The organism is Bacteroides bouchesdurhonensis (assembly GCF_900155865.1).
Classification (GTDB): domain Bacteria; phylum Bacteroidota; class Bacteroidia; order Bacteroidales; family Bacteroidaceae; genus Bacteroides; species Bacteroides bouchesdurhonensis.
Genome location: NZ_LT707006.1, coordinates 4642126 through 4661992 on the forward strand (window position 1 = coordinate 4642126; position 19867 = coordinate 4661992).

The following is a 19867-nucleotide window of genomic DNA, read 5'->3' on the forward strand; positions in this document are numbered from 1 at the left end:
TATTTCTAATTCTTTACTCTTAATTCCCGTAAATCTTCTCCGGAAGGATTCTGGAAGACGCGTAATCCAAATTCCGGAATAATAGCCAATACATGATCGAACACATCAGCTTGTACTTCCTCATAAGGAACCCAGTCTTTAATGGCAGAAAAGAAATAAAGTTCCAACGGAATTCCAGTTTCAGTGGGTTGCAATTGACGAACCATGCAAGTCAGTTCCTGATTAATAGTAGGCAAACTTTTCAGATAACTATTCAAGTAAGCACGAAATACGCCCAGATTTGTTTGACGACGGCCATTTACCAATATAGAATTATCGATGTGATGTTCCTTATTATATAGCTCAACCACTTTTTCTGTTTTGTCAATATAATCTTTCAATAGTTGAATTTTCCGATATTTAGCCAACATCTCCGGCGTACAAAAGCGTACACTACTCATATCTATATTAATAGATCGTTTCACACGTCGTCCACCGGATTCACGCATTCCTTGCCAGTTTTGGAAAGAATCACTCACTAACAAATAAGGAGGAATTGTTGTAATGGTATTATCCCAGTTGCGGACTTTCACAGTATTCAATGTGACCTCAATCACCGTACCATCCGCACCATATTTCGGCATAGAAATCCAATCTCCTACCTTCAGCATATTGTTGGCAGAAAGTTGGATACCTGAAACAAATCCCAAAATCGTATCTCTAAAGACTAACATCAGGATAGCAGCAGATGCTCCCAGACCAGTCAGTAGCACTGTCGGACTTTTATTAATAAGCGTGCTTACAATAACAATCCCCCCAATAAAAAAGATAGTTACCTGAGCCGTCTGTAATAATCCCTTCAAAGGTCGGTCCTTAAACTGTTCTCGTTCACTATATACATGATAAACAGCTGACAGAAAGACACTAATGAAACGAAGAAAAACGGCTATGATATAGATCAGACAAATACGCCTCATAAAATCTAGCACTCCTGATTCTGCATGTTCGGGGAATGCTAAAGGAATTGCTAAATAAATGAATATTGGTGCCACCATACGGCTGATATGTATCATTACCTTATGGTCAAAGACAACATCATCCCAAGTTGCCTTAGTTCGTTGCACCAACTTGGCCACTGCTCGCAAAATGATATGACGGCAAATCACGTTAGCCAATAGAGCTACGCTGATAATAAGCAATAATACAATCCAATTATCCACTTTATTCGCCCAATTGACATCTACTCCCATAGATACCAGACTATGATTCACTTCCTGCATCACTGCATTGGTGGTCTCCTGCACTCCTCCGGCCTTTGTAACTACAGTCAATGTATCTACTATCACTTCTTTCATATATTACTGACACCTTCTTTTGATAAATAATCCTGAATATCCTGCCTCAACCATTTATAATGGAGAAGTCTCTTATATGCAACGTTCTTTTTCAACATGATCTCTACGCTGATCTGACTGTTCTGATAACAGGTCAGTTCATTTCTGAATTGTTCATTATGCTCTGCCAAACGTTTGATTTCCTGTTCCCGTTCCCGGCGTAACACAGTGCAAACAGGAATCAACAATTTCATTACCACATTGTCCATCACATGATGTCCTTGCATATATAAATAGGTTGTTTCCGGAAGTAGTCCTAAATCTTTCAGTTCAGTCCGCAACCCGTTCACATCATTGATATAATAAGGAAAACGTTTTTTCAACTCAAAAAGTTTCTGATCTACCCTACGTTGCAAGGCATCCAAGCTATGTTCAGGATGCTTAAGGCTAATTTCATGCAAAGCTGTACAAGAGTGAAAGTCATACATTGGAAATGTATACGTATCCCGCTGACGGTAGAACCATACATTCCACAAGAAAAGCGGATACACTATTTCGGAATAACGTTTCAGATAAGCATTAAAATCCAAAATAAACCGATCGTTCAATGTTGATTGTACACATACTTCATGGAGACTTTCTGCAAAGCAATGATAGTTCTCAATAGCATATGTATATGTTTGAAAAATATATTTGTTCCGATTGATTTTGCGAGAGATGTTGGTTGCTCCTTGCAACAAGAAATCATAATCACTATCTACACAGGCAATCAGACTTTTTCCCAGTTCTGCTGTGTTCAGCGTATTCATAAGCACCATTTTCTTACCTTTTGCCAATGAGGTCGCTGATGGTAGCATTACCTGAAAATAATGTTCGTCATCTTCAAACTCCTCCAAAAGAGTACGCCAGAAAGCAATATCATCATAACTTTCGACATAGGCAATAATACGGCGGCGAGCCTTTTTCGAATAAAGTTTGTGTGCGGCACTGAAATAAGAAGAAGTCAGAGAATCTACAAGCCGGGCAGGACGTGCCGGTTTGTTTCCCTCCGTTCTCACTCCTTCTTTCCGGAAAGGAGGCGATGCGGAATCATATTTACGGTTCGTGTTACTTTTTACAGTCTTGTCATTCATAATCTATACGTGTTCTATTCAGAAAAGATTATTTTATCCCTTTTCCTTATGTGAAGGTGACATCGGAGCTGACAGTTCAGCGATGTCACTTACTTCCGTTACAGCATCCAACCATCCTTCCATCACAACGGCAGGTGAATGGGTTGTCAGAATAATCTGCACATTAGGATTCAGTTCACGAATCATTGAAATTAATTTTTGTTGCCACTCAATATGTAACGAGGCTTCCGGTTCATCCATAAACAATACACAGTGACTACCATTTTGCACAAGTACTGTCAATAAGATCACCAACATCTGCTTTTCTCCAGAAGAGAGTTTATAAGGAAATAATAATTCTCCATCCTGATAAAAAGCAATATCATTCCGTTTACGATCTATCTTTTTACGGGTGTAACTGAAAAGATCATCAATCATATCCTGGAAACGGCGTTTTGCAACAGATAAAGTGGCTGCCTTCCGGCGTTGTTCTTCATTTTCACTGGAGAGGAGTTCAATCATTTTATTACCTATATTGACTTGGTAATCAAGATAACGACGCTGTAATAAATAAAGTTGCCAATCCAATTCGGATTTCACATTCTTATCTGCCATCCGTGCAGTAAAATCTCCCATTATGAGCGGGCGGTCGTAACTGCGGATTACATCATAAGGGATATATGTTGCTTCAGGATTATCAAAAAACAGATGTACTCCGTTCTTTCCGTCACTTTTTATCTCTCCGGAAAGCTGATCCAGATAATCTACTGAACGATTGAGAATCGTCGTCTTCCCTACTCCGTTGATACCGGAGAGGATGTTCACATCGGGTCGCAGATCCCAGGCTATATCAAATCTATCCCAAAGACCTTGTATTTCTATACGACGGATATAATTGGCTTGTTGTTCCATAATATTCCACTTTAATCAAGGCAAATATAAACAAATCAAACGATAAATTGGTTACCTTTGTAATAGTTTTCAATAAAGGTAACAATTAGAAGTCATGATCAATAGCAAGAACCTGCAAGGACACCTTTTCGCACTCACGGCAAACGTTATGTGGGGATTGATGTCTCCTATTGGTAAATCAGCTCTTCAGGAGTTTTCGCCCATTTCTGTAACTACTTTCCGCATGGTTGGTGCAGCAGTTGCATTCTGGATACTTTCTATATTTTGTAAGCAAGAACACGTGAGCCATCGTGACATGCTGAAAATATTCTTTGCTTCTTTATTCGCTTTGGTGTTCAATCAGGGAGTATTTATTTTCGGGCTTTCGCTAACATCACCTATCGACGCTTCTATTGTTACTACTACTTTGCCAATCGTTACTATGATTGTAGCTGCTATTTATCTAAAAGAACCGATCACCAATAAGAAAGTTCTGGGAATTTTCGTGGGAGCAATGGGAGCACTTATTCTTATAATGAGCAGTCAGGCTGCAAGTAATGGTGGAGGAAGTATTATTGGTGATTTACTTTGCTTGGTTGCACAGATCAGTTTCTCTATTTATCTGACTGTATTTAAAGGATTGAGTCAGCAGTATTCGGCTGTGACAATTAACAAATGGATGTTCATCTATGCTTCTATATGTTACATTCCTTTTTCATATTATGATATTTCTACGATCCAATGGACTACTATTTCTACTATTGCCATCCTGCAAGTGCTCTATGTGGTATTGGGGGGTAGTTTCCTTGCTTATCTCTGCATTATGACTGCTCAAAAGTTACTTCGTCCTACAGTAGTGAGTATGTATAATTATATGCAACCGATTGTGGCCACTATCGCTGCAATTATTATGGGAATTGGAAGTTTCGGATGGCAGAAAGGGATTGCAATAGCACTTGTGTTCTTAGGAGTATATATTGTAACACAGAGCAAGTCAAGGGCAGATTTCGAAAAAGCAGGAAAAGAATTGTAAAGTTTACAATTCTCAGCTCTCTCTATAAGTTTTTTCCATAAAAAATCCGTCACCATCACTAATTCGATCTTAACTATCTAAATATTAATGATTAGCAACGTGACGGAAAGTGTGACGGAAAAAATATCCATCACACTCTGTATTGTCAATCTATATAGCTAAAATCTGTTTCATAGAGTGAAACTATTCGTTTCTCGGTGTGAAACTTTTAGTTTCATATAGTGAAACAAAGTGTTCTAAATAGAGAAACCAATGGTTTCAAACGCATGAAACACTTTTTTATTCTTTATCTTTGGTTATACTATCAATACGATACTCTTGTCCTTTCTTAATCACTTTAATTTTTAAGGTTTTATTCTCCGCAAAACTTACTTGATAGGTATCTTCATTTATTGGAGTAATCTTAATAGAAGGACGTGACAAATTATCAAAATCGAAATCAAGAATCAATAAATCATATCCATGCCCATTATCTTCCAGAAACTCTTTCTTCTCAACCTCATCAAACTGTTTCAAAGCATTTGGTGTAAGGTATTCAGTACGTAAAGATGCAAGTTGGCTTGCCAATCCCTCCGGCATACTACAATATTTCAATGTGTAGGCATCATAAAAAGTTTTCAGGAATGAGAGAGGCTCAGATGTATTAATTGCCGGTATCACCGGATTGTCACATAACAAACTGTCTCCATAAAGACTACCATTCCATATCGGAGTGATATAATCAATCATATATTGTCCATCAATTTTAGCCACTCTCAAAGGAATATTTTGCGTGCTTTCAAATTCACTGCCTTTCCCCCACGTATAGCTAACCATATACCAATTACCATTCAAATGTTTTACGGTTAACGTCTCAAGGACATCGTCACTAACATCTTGCGCACGTATAATTGGATCACAACCTGTTGCTGTCCTTACCCTATCAAGTTTCTCAATAAGTCCTTTGGTCAATTTAATATTAACTGATTCCAATGATCTGGAAGGATGTTCAGCCAGACACACCTTGTAAAATTCCTTAATTAAATTAATTGCATCCTTTTCAACAATAGTATCTGTCGGCACCATGCTTATCCACACTGTATCTTCCTGATTATCCGCAGATCTCGTAGATATATTCTTTTTCTGATTACCACAAGAAAAGAAAAGAATGGTACATAGTACTAATGCCAGATTGACAAATTTTAATTTCATAATCATAGTATTAAGAGTTAATGATTACTTTCTCTGAAAATATCTCGATCGCTTTTTATTTCTTCAATTCTGCGAAATATGTATCCAACAAACTTTTAGCTGCTACAAATGAAGTCAAACTACCGCCTAGCACTTGTTGTTCTCTTTCCTGAAGCATCGTTTCAATCTTCGAATTATGATAGAAACTGTCACGTAGTTGTTCATTGATGCTTTCATACATCCAATACTTGCTCTGTTCATTACGGCGATATTCAAAATAACCATTGTCTTTTACAAAGGCGATGTATTGATCAATCATGTCCCAGATTTCCTTTATACCTATATTATAGAATCCAGAATAAGTCATTACTTGTGGAGTCCATCCGGAATCAGGAGCAGGGAAAAGATGTAAGGCATTACGGAATTGAGTGGCAGCCAATTTTGCCCTTTCAAGGTTATCACCATCCGCCTTATTAATGACAATACCATCCGCCATCTCCATTATACCGCGTTTGATACCTTGTAGTTCATCTCCTGTACCAGCCAACTGGATCAACAAAAAGAAATCCACCATTGAGTGAACAGCTGTTTCACTTTGTCCCACTCCAACTGTTTCTACGAAAATCTTATCAAATCCGGCAGCTTCGCAAAGAATAATCGTCTCACGAGTTTTACGTGCAACTCCTCCCAAAGAACCAGCCGACGGACTAGGACGAATAAAAGATTTAGGATGCACAGAAAGTTGTTCCATACGAGTCTTATCTCCCAGAATACTACCTTTACTACGCTCACTACTCGGGTCGATAGCCAAAACAGCTAGCTTTCCTCCTTTTTCTAATACATGTAGTCCGAATACATCAATCGAAGTACTTTTACCTGCTCCAGGAACTCCACTGATACCTATACGAATAGAATTTCCAGAATAAGGTAAACACTTTTCAATTACTTCCTGTGCAACCGCCTGATGTTCAGGCTTCACACTTTCTACCAATGTCACAGCCTGACTCAGAATAGTGACATCGCCTTTTACGATTCCTTCTACAAACTCTGCTACCGAAAGCTGGCGTTTTTTCGGTTTACGTTTCAAATAGGGATTCACAGATGAAGGTTGCTCGATACCTTTATTGACAACCAATCCTTTATATTCTTCACTATTTTCCGGATGTTCCATAGCAGTGATTATTAACGTTTGATATTTATTTCAACTTTCGGGCGTAATGGATCATTTGTTATCATCAGGATACGCAAATGATGCTTCTTATTACCCACATCCCGTTTATGAATGGTTACTTTCAACTTGGTTGTCGCCCCCGGTTGAATAACCGTCTTTTTCAGGCTTACTCCTACAGAAGAATTGAATACTTGCAATTTGCTGATGACTAACGGAGTTTTTCCGGTATTAGTGATTACAATATTGCGACTTACCTTCTTCTTTTTTAATAACGCTTCACTGAGATCAATGTTCGTCTCAGAAAGATGAATAACAGGAGCATTTAATGAATCCTGAGCAGTCATATTAGAAAAGTTAGGGAGTAAAACTGCTGAAACAGGAATTTCATTGTCTTCACTGACTTTATCACCCGCAAAACGAGAAAGATATACAGAAGATTGTGTGAGCCCAAAGTCTTGCAGAAGCTCTGTATCCAGTGTTAATTTAATTACACCTTTCTTACCCTTCAATAAGACGTTAGGTTCCTTCTCCATTTTCAGATAAGGTGGTAAGTGCATTAATATCGGCTCATAAGGACGATCCGATAAATTAACAACTCCTATGGTGAGTGTCGGTTTTTCTCCACGATATAAATCTGAGAAAGCTATTTCATCTTTATCAATGCGAATATCCCCGATCTTAAAAGGATGAGTCTTAGTAAAGTCTTTTACTTCTTTTACTACTTCACCTGCAAATTTCAAATAGACCAGATGAGGTTCGGCATTACTATAAATTCCTACCGACTTTTCAAAATGTCCCAATGCCTTTGCATCAAAAGAAGCTTTTACTGTTCCTTTTGCTCCGGGTGCAATGGGTTCTTTTGTCCAATCGGCAACCGAACAAGCGCAAGAGGTAGTGACATTAGTCAATACCAAAGGCTCATTGCCTGTATTAGTGATGATATATTCTACTGTTACCGGACTCTTCCATTCAATCTGTCCAAAGTTATGAATCTCTTTATTAGAAGAGATACGGGGTTGGGCGATAGCCGCCAATGCAATAGTAAACAGAGAAAATATAGATAGTAAACGACGTTTCATATAATACTTTTTATTTTGATGCACAAATGTAGGGGTTTTAGATGAGATAATGAACGGATTGAAAGGAATATTAACGAGATCATTTGTCCCTTTCAAAGGAGATAATAGGCACATTCTATTCTTGTTTTCCCATAAAACATAAATAAACACAGATATCTGCAAAGTTTTTTGCAGATATCTGTGTTTATTTATGCTTCATCTTTCAAAAAGAATTATCTCAAATCGTTTGTTGTTCTTTAGGATAATTTTATTCCACAGTCACCTGCATCGAAACAGAATGTGAAGCATACTCCGGTGCATACGCACATTGCAAAGTAGCCAATCCTGTTTCATACGTTCCTTCACGACTCACACGGTAACTGTATTCCAAAGTATAACTTCCTTTTACTAAACGATCAAAGAAAAAGTTGGTGGAAGCATCTTTGATATCGATATAGTAACCAAGTCCGTTATTCCAATGATAGCCGGAGAGATTACCAATAGGTTCGAAGCAGACACCACGTTGATCTTTCAACTGTACAAAATCCATCGGGCGGTCTACACGAATACTCAGACGCGAAACAACCTTGTCGCCTACCCGAAGAACTGTCTTTTCAGTGATAGGTTCCAATTGAACCGTATTAGTTGCCGCCATACGTTCCACATACAACTGTTTCTTTACTTTTAGTTCTTTGCCTTGTTGTTTCACGTCACGAATCGGGGAATCATATTCAGCATAAACTGCTCCCCAAGCTATTCCCGGATCTTTCTTCTGCACTTCAATAGTACGTGAATCAAGTATATTCTGCTGAGTAAATGTACGTTTGATATACCCTAATTCCGGAATAGTAGTCTTGTCTGGAGAGGTAGTTTGTAATGTTTCATCAGCTATTGAGATTCGTACATTCTCTTGATGATCGAGAAGATTTGTACCTTTCATCAACAAAGCATAAATGGCGTCCACACTGGCTAAAGGAGAGTGCCACTGTTGGGTTTGTTTTTGTTTCAACAACCAAAGTTTCATGTCTTCCACGATTGCATCATTACCACCAACCAAACTTAACGCTTCCATTACTGTTACATGTGTACGAAGTTTCATGCCGCTCCAAGTATATGGATTGTTGTTAAAGTCAAAGAACATACCTAGTTCGTCTGTCTTCGTCAGATGTTCTTTCAGAGAAGCAATAAACTTTTGCGCTTCTTTTATCTTTCCGGCTTTAGCCAATACAATGGCGGCAAAAGCTTTCGCATCCTCAGAAGAAGAGGAAAGCAGTTCGCTGACTTTGGACAAGTAATAAGTATAAGCCTCTTGGTTGGCAGCAGGAACTTTCTCTCCTGATATAGCAATCAGATATAAATAGTTTAAAATACTTCCTGAAATACCAGTAGATTTCTTTCCCTTTTTCCGGACTTCAAGAGTCTCTCTGTATTCCTTCAAAGCGGATCTATGGAGATAGTTAAAAGCAGCTTCCTGCATCGCCGAAACCTCATCGGTCGGTGTTTCATGGGTCAGCATAATCAATCGGGCATTCATTCCTACAATAAAGGCAGTAACGTAGGGGCTGCTGTCCATTCCCATATACCATGACCAGCCACCGTCAGAATTCTGTAAGCCTTTTAACATCATCAGAGCAGAAGAATTTTTATTATGTATAGTATTCAAATCGAATAAAGTCATAATCCGTTCTTTCTGCTGTGTTTCCGTTTGAGATTCGAGTACCCAAGGCGATTCGGAAAGAATAATATTCTTAATCTCCTGATTCTTTTGCAGGTTACTTACAAAAGTATCCTTCGTTCCACCTTGCAGTTTCCAACTGTCAAATACACTCTTTATACGGGGCTGATTGTTTATGATGTAAGTGGCCAATGTATTTGCATAATAAGCAGTAGCCCAAGAAAATGCATCAGCATTGGTTGGAAGTGCCAGTGAAGGCAATGCCTGGACAGCATACCAAGATGGATTGCCGGCAAACTCAACGGTTAGTTTACGACTAGTAGCTGTTGTGCTGTGACGATTAAACAGAGTATCAAGTGAGAAAGTGCGTGTCTCTTCTCCACGAATTGGCATCGGAAGAGTTTCAATCAGATGTTCTTTATTACTTAATACCGCAAGTAAGTGCTGTTCACCGTCGCTAAATATTTCGCTATCGGCTACCAAGCGGCAACCTAAAATCTCATATTCATCAGTGACAGTAAACAGGAAGTTCACACCGATTGTTTTACCAGCTTCTACAGCAAAGTCCTGTTTTTGTGTACTGATCACTTTATCCGTCATCGGATCAAAAAGAATCATACATGCAGTTCCCGATTGTATTTTGCCTGTCATATTGGAAATGGAAGCAGCAATAGAAGTCTTGTCTCCCACACGTACAAAACGAGGAAGATTCGGAGTTAACATAAACTCCTTGCTTGTGGTAGCTTCACCGTCCAACGTACCCAGCATCATGTTTTTCGTATGTGAATACCCACGAAAGTTCCAACGTGTCAGGTTTTCGGGCACAGTGAAAGAGAAAGAGACTTCTCCTTGTTTGTTGGTACGAAGTTGCGGATAGAAGAACGCTGTTTCGAGAAGATTGGTTCGGACACCGGCAGCTACTGCAAGATATGGTTTCTCCGGCAATATTACATTACCAGTAAGGGTATTCGAATTCGCTGGTGTCCGCGCGTTAAGTTGTTTGAACAGATTTTCAGTGCTTATCTTTTTTCCGGCAATTCCTATGACCTTTTCATTTGTTGTAAAACCCTCTTCCAATTTTATATCATTATCTGGTGATGATTGCTTTGCAAACCTATCATACTCCAATGAAGGGGTCTTCAGATAGTCAATATTCCAATAATTAAACTCGTATCTCAGGATTCCATTAGTAGTCCAACGAATGATTGGAAGCATTCTCCGTCTTTGGGGCAAAAAATACATAGGTGGGTCAAGATATAACTTATCCAATGATGCGTCGTACATCATTGCTAACATTTCCGCATCGGCAGCCTGCCCTTGCGGGGCCTTAATCGTCAATTTCCATTCTTCTTTCTGACCGGGATACAACTTATTACGAAATACCTCCCATTTCATTGACAACTTATCTTCAGGAACTCGTTTTTCCAGACGTAATTCATCCTGATACCACTTACCATTCTTTGCCATACAGAGATTAACAGTTATGCCATCTCCATAAGTTTCCCGATAAGGATATTCAAAACGGACAATCGAATCGGATAAGATCAAGACTTTACTCTCTACCAACTCTGTCTGATTGAATACATTCACCATTACATACGCATCTTTCTCTGAAGTACCGTAATAGAATACGGCCGGATGTGTTGCATCAAACTGAAGATTATCTTTATAGAACCAGACCGGAGTTTCAACAGGCGGACGTGTCTCGTTGATAGAAAAGAGAGCAACATCGGTAAGAGCTTCCACTTCTTTATCTTGATTATCTTTAACCGACATCTTTAGCATATACACACCCGAAGGTATATTTTTCCAATCAAACTTCATGTCTTTATTAGCAATAAATGTACCGGTAACAGTTGGCACTTCTTCCAGTTCTTTCATCTGTTTATCTTTGGCACGGAACAAACGATAAGTACCTTCCATCTCCATCGGTTGCATATTCAGATTCTGTACTTTGAACATTACCGATGCAGAATCTTCCTTATTTATCTTCCTTTCACAAACCACTTGTAAATTCAGTGAATGTTTACCGGCAGTGACAACATCGCCAGACGTTTGTGTTTCACCCGCAGCATTTGTAACAGTAGCCTGTATTTGATAGTGATAGTATATCTTATCATCATTCATATAACGTGGATCCTCTTCCAGATATACCGGTATTGAAAATTCCCCTTTACCATCTACCGTTACCTCACCGGAAGAAATATGAACTTCCTCCATATTATGCCTATATCTATAAGTTAAACGTTTTATCGTATATTTAGCAGAAAGATTCTGCAACAGCACACCGTTATAAGATTGCACTTTGCCTTTTACCTGTACTTCGTCTCCCAATTGATAACTCCCCTGTTGTTTTTCAAAAGTAATATCAAAAGTAGGGCGTTTATAATCTTCCACCAGGATACTGCATGCTCCATACGGAGTTTCCAGCTTGAACTTACCATTGAGGCAAATAGAAGGTAAAGTAAAGTCTGTTGTAAATGAACCGAAATCATTGGTACGCAACGTTTTATTTCCTACTTCCTGCTTATTTGCATCCATCAAAGCAAGTGTATATTCTTCATCCGGAATCACATAAGTCGAATCTTTCTCCATCTTATAGGCTATTCCTTTCACATATACAGTTTGTCCGGGGCGATATAAGGCTTTGTCCGTCAGTAATATTACTCTCTCTAACACCCTATTATCATCAAAACGTCCGACTCCTCCTCTATTATAGAATTGTTTCAACATAGCCGTATCGTCATCTTTCGTAGCCACCAAATATTGGTAACTAAACCGGTGAATGTCAATTCTTCCATCTTCTCCTGTGTCGGTAAACTGTTTGAATCCATTGTCTTCATAGAAGGTAACCCGTGTATTCGGAATAGGATGTCCTGTTTGCGCATCTAATGTGAAAATGGCTAATTGGTCCTGTGGCAAAGGACAAGTCAGTACCTTAATACGAGTCACAGCAAATTCTTTCTCGATAACCTCCTTTTCAGTTGGATTATCAGGTACGACACGCATGACATATGCTCCTAGCTCTTGCGGGGCATTGAATGTAAAAACAGTATCTTGCAATTGATATTCTTCCGAACGAGTCAATGAATAATGTTGCTCCGATATCAGGTTCTTTGACTGATAAAGTTGAATAGTAAATCCGTCCAGATTTTTGTGATTTGCTTTAAAATCAATCTTCTCGCCCGGATATGCAGTAGAAGATATATCTACTGATAAAGAAGTACATAAAATATTCTTCCGAATATTCTTCAAGATATTAATCCTGTAATAGTCGGGATATAGACGAATGGCCTCATCACATAGTTGCAATGCTGTCACCCACTGTTCTCTCCCAAAAGCATAATATGCTTTTGCCCGGTACACTTCAGCACATACTTCCAAAGATTTATAGTTAGCAATCAATTCATTCAAGCCAGCTATATAGAAGTTCTTGGGTAAGCCAATCCCTGCTTGTTTCCCTTTTACAGGTGACGGTTTTTCAACATATCTCGTAATATTCAGCCATCTGAGGTAATCTAAAGAAGCCAATAGAATTCCTTCCTTATCTTCTTTCTTCCGATAAGCGGAAATCATATTTTTATAAAGTGTAGCAATTTCCTGCTTCACATCTTTACTCTGGCTCAACTCCAATTCATCTATTTCCGTTAAAGCTTCAATGCTACGGGAAGCCAGCAGATGATACATATCATGATGGTAATACTCACTTGCTTCGCCCAATTCGACAAACGGTATATAGGTACGAGAAGAAGTTTTCAGTAACAGCACGGAATCTTTCACAGCTTCGCGGGCGTGCATCCCAATCTTCTCTATAAACATATTGCCAGTCCATTCTTTTATATCACCAGGGATTTTACCTGCTATTTCCTTCTGACGCCGAAGTGCCCATCTATTTTGCTGAGCATAGTCCGCATAAATTCCGGCAATCAACGAATGTAAAATAGCACGGTCCATAGACACTTTTGTTTGTTGCACCCATTGCTCCAACCCTTGCAGATTAATATAAAAACTATCGGGAGCAATCGTTTCACGATATTTCATCCGCCACATATAAGCTTTCAGCATTTGAGGAGAGTCCTTTTTCTTCTCTGCTTTCCGGTAGATTTTATCCGTTAGGTCTACCAAGGTTCGGGGCAAGTTGTTCTTTTCCGCTTGCTCTACTTGTTTCCACAATTCGTCAAAAGATTGTGCTTGCATCCCCGGAATACTTACCAGACACAACAGCATGAATACTCCAACCAACTTTATGTTCATCACTTCTTCTATTTAAGTTCAACAATCACTTTCTCATATATTACAAATAAAACAAAAAATATCAAAATGGCAATACTATTCAGTCTAAAAGATTGATTAAATATTATCCTCTCCGGATATAATAAGTCCTAACTTTTATCAGGTTACTATTTACTCGAAGCTACTTTCACTGTTGTCGAAGCGGAATGTGATGCATATTCCGGTGCATATGCACACTGCATAGTAGCCAAACCTGTTTCATAGGTTCCTTCACGAGAGACATAATAACGATACTCCAACATATAGGTTCCTTTACCCAGATGATCGAAGAAGAAGTTGGTAGAAGCATCTTTAACATCGACATAATAACCAAACCCACTATTCCAACGATAGCCGGAAATATTAGCAATCGGTTCGAAGCAAGCACCACGCTGATCTTTCAACTGTACAAAATCTATCGGACGGTCTATACGAATACTCAGACGCGAAACAACCTTATCGCCTACCCTAAGAACTGTCTCCTCAGTGATAGGCTGTAACTGAGCTACATTATTGACCATACGTTCCACATACAATAGTTTCTGTACATTCAATGCTCCCCCCTGCTGTTTTACATCACGAACCGGTGATTCATATTCAGCATAAACGGCTCCCCAAGCTATACCCGGATTTTTCTTTTCTACTTTAATGGAACGAGCATCAACTACATCCTTCTGAGTAAACGAACGTTTCATATATCCCAATCCGGGAACAGTCGTTTTACTCGGAGAGGTTGTTTCCAAAGTTTCGTTAGCTATTGTAACTCGTACATCTCCTTGATTATCGAGAAGATTACTTCCTCTCATCAATAAAGCATAAATAGCATCGGCACTGGCTAAAGGAGAATTCCATTGCTGGGTTTGTTTTTGTTTCAACAGCCAGAATTTCATCTCTTCCACGATTGCATCGTTACCACCAACAAGTTCCAATGCTTCCATCACATCGATATGTGCCTGCAATTTCATGCTACCCCAAGTGTAAGGATTCTCATGGAAAGCAAAGAACATTCCCTGTTCATCTGTCTTGGTCAGATGTTCTTTTAGAGAAGCTATAAATTTTTGAGCTTCTTCCGCTCGGGCGGCTTTGGTCAATATGATGGCAGCAATAGCCTTAGCATCCATAGAAGAAGATGAAAGCATTTCACCGACCTTAGACATATAATAATCATAAGCGGCCTTATTGTCAGCAGGAACTTCTTCTCCCGTAATAGCAATCAAATACAAATAGTCTAAGATACTTCCTGAAACACCTGTAGATTTCATTTCCTCTTTTTGAGCCTTGAGATGTTGCTTATACTCTTCCAAAATAGACTGATGGAGATAATTGAAAGCAGTCCGTTGCATTTTCAAAGCAATACCGGCAGGTTTCTCGCCAGTCAACATAGCTAAACGAGCATTCAATCCTAATATAAAGGTAGTAACGAAACGACTAGCACTCATTCCCTTATACCATGGCCAAGCACCATTGGAGTCTTGCAATTTCTGTAACCTTGTCAAAGCAGCAGAGTTATTACTAAGAATATTATTTAAATCGAACAAAGTCGCTATCCGCTCTTTTTGTTGTTCTTCTGTCTGAGCTTCGAGTACCCAGGGAGATTCAGAAAGAAGAATGTTTTTCACTTCCTGATTCTTTTGCAAGTTACTTAAGAAGGTTTCTTTGGTCCCTCTCTGCTGTTTCCAACTATCAAATACTGCTTTTATGCGAGGCTGGTTCTTCATGATGTATGCAGCCAATGTATTCGCATAGTATGCAATAGACCAAGAAATAGCATTATCATCCGTTGGAAGTGCCAGTGACGGTAATGCTTGAACTGCATACCAAGACGGATTACCGGTAAATTCAATCGTCAATCTTCGATCGGTAACTGTTTCACTTTGATGGTTAAATAAACTATCCAGTGAGAAAGTACGTGTTTCTTCACCACGAACGGGCATTGGAAGAGTCTCAACCAAATGTTCTCTGTCGGTTAATATCGGAAGCAACTGTTGTTCGCCATCGCTGAATGTTCCGCTATCGGCCACTATACGACAACCTATTACTTCATACTCATCACTTACAGTAAACAAGAAATTTACACCAATTGTCTTTCCTGCCTCTATAGCAAAGTCCTGTTTCTGAGTATTTATCACTTTATCTGTCACCGGATCAAAAAGAATCATACTTACAGTTCCCGATTGCTTCTTACCTGTCATGTTAGAGAGAGAAGCAGCGATGGAAGTCTTGTCTCCCACACGTACAAAACGAGGAAGATTAGGAATCAGCATAAACTCTTTGCTCGTAGTAGCTTCTCCATCCAGTGTACCCAACATCATATTCTTAGTATGAGAATAACCCCGGAAATTCCAACGCGTCAAGCTTTCGGGCATTGTGAATGAGAAAGAAACTTCTCCCCGTTCGTTAGTACGAAGCTGTGGATAGAAGAATGCTGTTTCGGAAAGGTTGGTACGAACACCGGTCGTGGGTTCAATATATGTTTCTATCATTCCCGGGGAAACGTCAAGGGCATCACTTAAAGCTAATGATTTGAGTTGAGCAACATTTACACTTGTTACCGCCCCGGTTACAGTTATTTTCTTCCGTGCTGCAGTTCCTCTAATTTTAAATTCTGTCGAGGCTCCTTCAAATAATTCCTCCACAGGAGCAGATGGTTGGACCATAAAATAATCATATTTCAACTTAGGAGTCGTGAAAAAACGATTAGACCAATAATTAAATCTGTTATTCAGAATTTCCCCTCCTCTCCAGTTGATAGATGGAATCCTCCGCATATAAGGCAAAATATACATAGGTTGATTGCTCCATATCTTATCCAAAGAGGCGTCGTACATGGTTGCCAACATCTCAGCATCAGCAGGTTGTCCTTGCGGAGTCTTAATCGTCAATTTCCACTCTTCTTTCTGACCGGGACACAATTTATCACGAAATACGTCCCATTTCATTGACAACTTCTTCTGAGGTATCCGCTTCTCCAGCCGCACTTGTTCCTGATATATTTTCCCATCCTTTACCATACAGATATTTACAGTAATACCCTCTCCATAACTCTTTTGATAAGGATATTCGAAACGAGCAATCGAATCGGACAAATTCAGAATTCGGCTCTCTAATGACTCTGTTTGGTTGAATACATTCACCATAACATGAGCATTTTTTTCCGATGTACCGAAATAGAATACTGCCGGATGCATTGTATCAAACTCAACATTGCTCTTGTAGAACCAAGAAGAAGTCTCAATAGGCGGCCGTCTATCATCCGTAGAAAAGAGAATAACACCTGTATCTGCGGTTACTTCTTTATCTTGACTATCTTTACCCGACATTTTCAACACATACGATCCCGAAGGGAGATTTCTCCAATCAAATTTCATGGCTCGATTGGAAATAAATGTTCCAGTAACAGCCGGCACTTCATCCAACTCTTTCATTAATTTATCTTTAGTTCGGAACAAACGATAGGTACCTTCCATCTCTATTGGCTGCATATTCAGATTTTGTACCCTGAACATTACCTCCACAGAATCGTCCTTACAGATTCGATCTTCACATACTGCCTGTAAGTTCAGTGAACGATTTCCGGCAGCTATAATATGAGTAGACATTTGTGTTTCACCCGCAGTATTTGTAACAGTAGTCTCTATTTTATAGTGATAATATCTTTTATCATCATTTTCATAACGTTTATTCTCTTCCAAACGTACCGGTATAGTAAATTCTCCCTTATCATTTGCTACTACTTCACCGGAAGCTATCGGTACAATGTCCGTAAAACGCCAAAGATTATAATCCAACCGCGTTACTTTATATTTAACAGGAAGATCCTGCAACAGAATACCGCTAAAAGCTTGTACCTTTCCTTTCACCAACACCTCATCTCCCAATTGATAACTTCCTTGTTGTTTTTCAAAAGTAATATCAAATGTAGGACGTTTATAATCCTCTACCTGAATATCTACATTTCCATTAGGCACTTTTAGTATGAACCTGCCATTCAAACAAACAGAAGGTAGTGTAAAAGAGGTAGTAAACGAGCCAAACTCATTGGTACGTAGTGTTTTCTTCCCCACTTCCTGAGCATTTGCACCGGTTAAAGTAATTGTATATTCTTTATTCGGAATCACATGAGCCGAATCCAACACCTGTTTATAAGCTATTCCTTTCACATATACCGTTTGTCCGGGACGATACAAAGCTCTGTCTGTTAGTAGAATCACATTTTCTTTTGCTTCTTCATCAGTAAAACGACCGATTCCTCCTGCGGGAATAAACTGCCTCGGCATAGCTTTATCATCACCTTTCACAGCTATCAGTTCCCTATAGGCAGACCTCCAAGGGATTACAAGTTTTCCATCTTCCCCAGTGTTGAAAGTCTGTACCTGATTATTACTTGAAAAAAATGCAACTCGTGCATTCGAAATAGGATGTCCTGTTTGAGCATCCAAGGTCAGAACTCCTAATTGGTGTTGCGGCAAAGGACAAGTCAGCACTTTGAAACGAGTTACAGCAAACTCCTTTTCTCTGATTTTTTCTATAGAATCATTAGGAACGATTCGCATGATATATGCCCCTACTTTTTCCGGAGCATTATAGGTAAGAACAGTATCTTTCGACTCATATTCTTTTGAACGGATCAATGAACAGTGTTGTTCCGACACCAAATTCTTTGACTGATAAAGTTGAATAGTAAATCCATCCAAATTATTGTGATTTACTCTTATCTCCATCTTTTCACTAGGAAATGCAGAACGACCAATGTCCACTGTTAATGTGGGGGTTAGAATATTTCTCCGAATATTCTTTAAAACATTGATTCTAAAATAATCGGGATACAGGCGAATAGCATCATCACAAATTTGTAAGGCTGCAACTCGTTGCCCATTCGAAAGAGCATGCTCAGCTTTTGCCCGATACACTTCTGCACATATTTCCAAAGATTTATATTTTTCCAACAGTTTATCCAACTCTGTTACATAAAAATTCTGAGGGAGACTGATCAACGAATCCTTGTCAGACTTTATTTCATCCTGCCACTTTAAACAATTTAAAGAAGCTAATACATAACCTTCCTTATCATCTTTCCTTTGATAAGTAGAAAGCATATTATTATAAAGTTCAGCAATATCCGGCTTTACATTTCTACTTCGATCGAAATTGGAATCATTCATTTTCCTTAAGGCTTCAATACTACGGGAAACCAGTAAATGATACATATCATGATGATAATACTCACTCGTTTCGCCCAATTCTACAAAAGGAAGATACGTACGGGAAGATGTTTTTAGTAATAATACAGAATCAGCCACCGCTTCACAGGCATGCATCCGAACTTTATCTACAAATATATTTTCTGTCCATTCCTGAATATCATCAGGAACTTCCTCTAGAATTTCACTGCGTTTCCAAAGTGCCCAACTGTTTTTAACTGCATAGTTTGCATAAATTTCGGCAAGCAATGAATGTAAGATGGCACGGTCTATAGCTACCTCTGTTTGTTTCACCCATTGTTCCAATCCCTTCAGGTTTACATAAAAACTATCTGGAGTTATTGTTTCGCGATACTTCATCCGCCACATATAAGCTTTCAGCATTTGGGGAGAGTTCTTTTCCTTCACTCCTTTCCGGTAGATCTCGTCTGTTAGCTTTACCACAGTTTCAGGCAAACTGTTCTTTTCGGCTTGATCCACCTGTTTCCATAATTTATTGAAAGATTGCGCTTGTATACCCAGAATACTTGCCAGACATAACAGCATGATTACACCCATCTGTTTTATATTCATAACTTCTTCATTTTTAATCCAATAATCACTTTACTACAAATAATTATATTCAAAGACTTATACTTTTCAGTCTAAATCATAAATAGTGTGTTATCCTCCCTGAATCTCATAATTCTGTCCATCATTATGAGATTCGCATTTCCTCAAAAAGGCAATTAACATAGACTGTAAATCTATAATTGCTTTGGATGATCTTATTTTCATGGCTTCTATATCTATTTTATTAATATCACTTTTCTATTAGTGTTATTATATAGATGCAGAATTCACACTAATTCCATAAACAGTTTCTACTTTTTTTATTTTTTATTTTGCTAAGCTCCCTTCTATAAACGAAAGTTCTCAAGTCAGCAGTAAAATAATGCGTTTATATTTGCCGTTATGGTTCATCCAAACTA

General features: G+C 38.8%; 9 protein-coding genes. 1 reads left to right on the plus strand and 8 read right to left on the minus strand.

Translation table 11 applies throughout. The features are described from left to right. Window positions 1–5: 5 nt before the first annotated feature. The 3 genes from CZ225_RS20190 to CZ225_RS20200 are packed head-to-tail and all read right to left on the minus strand — an operon-like array spanning window position 6 to window position 3337. The gene (locus tag CZ225_RS20190; protein WP_083714683.1) at window positions 6–1334 is read right to left on the minus strand and encodes a mechanosensitive ion channel family protein; all 1329 of its coding nucleotides are present in this window, start codon (window positions 1332–1334) and stop codon (window positions 6–8) included. Continuing rightward, complete coding sequence (locus tag CZ225_RS20195) at window positions 1331–2446, minus strand: DUF4435 domain-containing protein (protein WP_083714684.1); 1116 nt, start codon at window positions 2444–2446, stop codon at window positions 1331–1333. The genes CZ225_RS20190 and CZ225_RS20195 overlap by 4 nt, the downstream gene beginning before the upstream one ends. Window positions 2447–2479: 33 nt before the next feature. Then, window positions 2480–3337 carry an AAA family ATPase gene (locus CZ225_RS20200; protein ID WP_077155231.1) on the minus strand — a complete coding sequence of 286 codons (858 nt, stop codon included), beginning with the start codon at window positions 3335–3337 and terminating at the stop codon, window positions 2480–2482. A gap of 94 nt (window positions 3338–3431) precedes the next feature. Here CZ225_RS20200 and CZ225_RS20205 point away from each other — a divergent pair, with 94 nt between their 5' ends. Further along, on the plus strand, window positions 3432–4349 hold the full coding sequence (locus tag CZ225_RS20205) for a DMT family transporter (RefSeq protein ID WP_077155232.1): 918 nt from the start codon (window positions 3432–3434) through the stop codon (window positions 4347–4349). A gap of 279 nt (window positions 4350–4628) precedes the next feature. Here the strand turns inward: CZ225_RS20205 and CZ225_RS23965 are convergent, their stop codons facing one another. The 5 genes from CZ225_RS23965 to CZ225_RS20230 form a co-directional block, all read right to left on the minus strand. Continuing rightward, a complete protein-coding gene (locus tag CZ225_RS23965; RefSeq protein ID WP_200800557.1) occupies window positions 4629–5540 on the minus strand; it encodes a hypothetical protein in 912 nt (303 codons plus the stop codon). A gap of 55 nt (window positions 5541–5595) precedes the next feature. Then, a complete protein-coding gene (gene meaB, locus CZ225_RS20215) occupies window positions 5596–6690 on the minus strand; it encodes a methylmalonyl Co-A mutase-associated GTPase MeaB (RefSeq protein WP_077155234.1) in 1095 nt (364 codons plus the stop codon). 11 nt (window positions 6691–6701) lie between these two features. Then, the gene (locus CZ225_RS20220) at window positions 6702–7769 is read right to left on the minus strand and encodes a DUF1573 domain-containing protein (protein ID WP_077155911.1); all 1068 of its coding nucleotides are present in this window, start codon (window positions 7767–7769) and stop codon (window positions 6702–6704) included. A 247-nt stretch (window positions 7770–8016) separates the two neighbouring features. Beyond that, window positions 8017–13677: an alpha-2-macroglobulin family protein gene (locus tag CZ225_RS20225; RefSeq protein WP_077155235.1), complete on the minus strand. Its 5661-nt coding sequence runs from the start codon at window positions 13675–13677 to the stop codon at window positions 8017–8019. A 146-nt stretch (window positions 13678–13823) separates the two neighbouring features. Next, window positions 13824–19469 (minus strand): alpha-2-macroglobulin family protein, encoded by a 5646-nt coding sequence (locus CZ225_RS20230; RefSeq protein ID WP_077155236.1) that lies wholly within the window; start codon window positions 19467–19469, stop codon window positions 13824–13826. Window positions 19470–19867: the final 398 nt, after the last annotated feature.

Excerpts from the sequence above, each read along its gene's own strand:
- CZ225_RS20190 (WP_083714683.1), bottom strand. The coding sequence starts at position 1,334 with ATGAAAGAAGTGATAGTAGATACATTGACTGTAGTTACAAAGGCCGGA.
- CZ225_RS20195 (WP_083714684.1), bottom strand. The coding sequence starts at position 2,446 with ATGAATGACAAGACTGTAAAAAGTAACACGAACCGTAAATATGATTCC.
- CZ225_RS20200 (WP_077155231.1), bottom strand. The coding sequence starts at position 3,337 with ATGGAACAACAAGCCAATTATATCCGTCGTATAGAAATACAAGGTCTT.
- CZ225_RS20205 (WP_077155232.1), top strand. The coding sequence starts at position 3,432 with ATGATCAATAGCAAGAACCTGCAAGGACACCTTTTCGCACTCACGGCA.
- CZ225_RS23965 (WP_200800557.1), bottom strand. The coding sequence starts at position 5,540 with ATGAAATTAAAATTTGTCAATCTGGCATTAGTACTATGTACCATTCTT.
- meaB (WP_077155234.1), bottom strand. The coding sequence starts at position 6,690 with ATGGAACATCCGGAAAATAGTGAAGAATATAAAGGATTGGTTGTCAAT.
- CZ225_RS20220 (WP_077155911.1), bottom strand. The coding sequence starts at position 7,769 with ATGAAACGTCGTTTACTATCTATATTTTCTCTGTTTACTATTGCATTG.
- CZ225_RS20225 (WP_077155235.1), bottom strand. The coding sequence starts at position 13,677 with ATGAACATAAAGTTGGTTGGAGTATTCATGCTGTTGTGTCTGGTAAGT.
- CZ225_RS20230 (WP_077155236.1), bottom strand. The coding sequence starts at position 19,469 with ATGAATATAAAACAGATGGGTGTAATCATGCTGTTATGTCTGGCAAGT.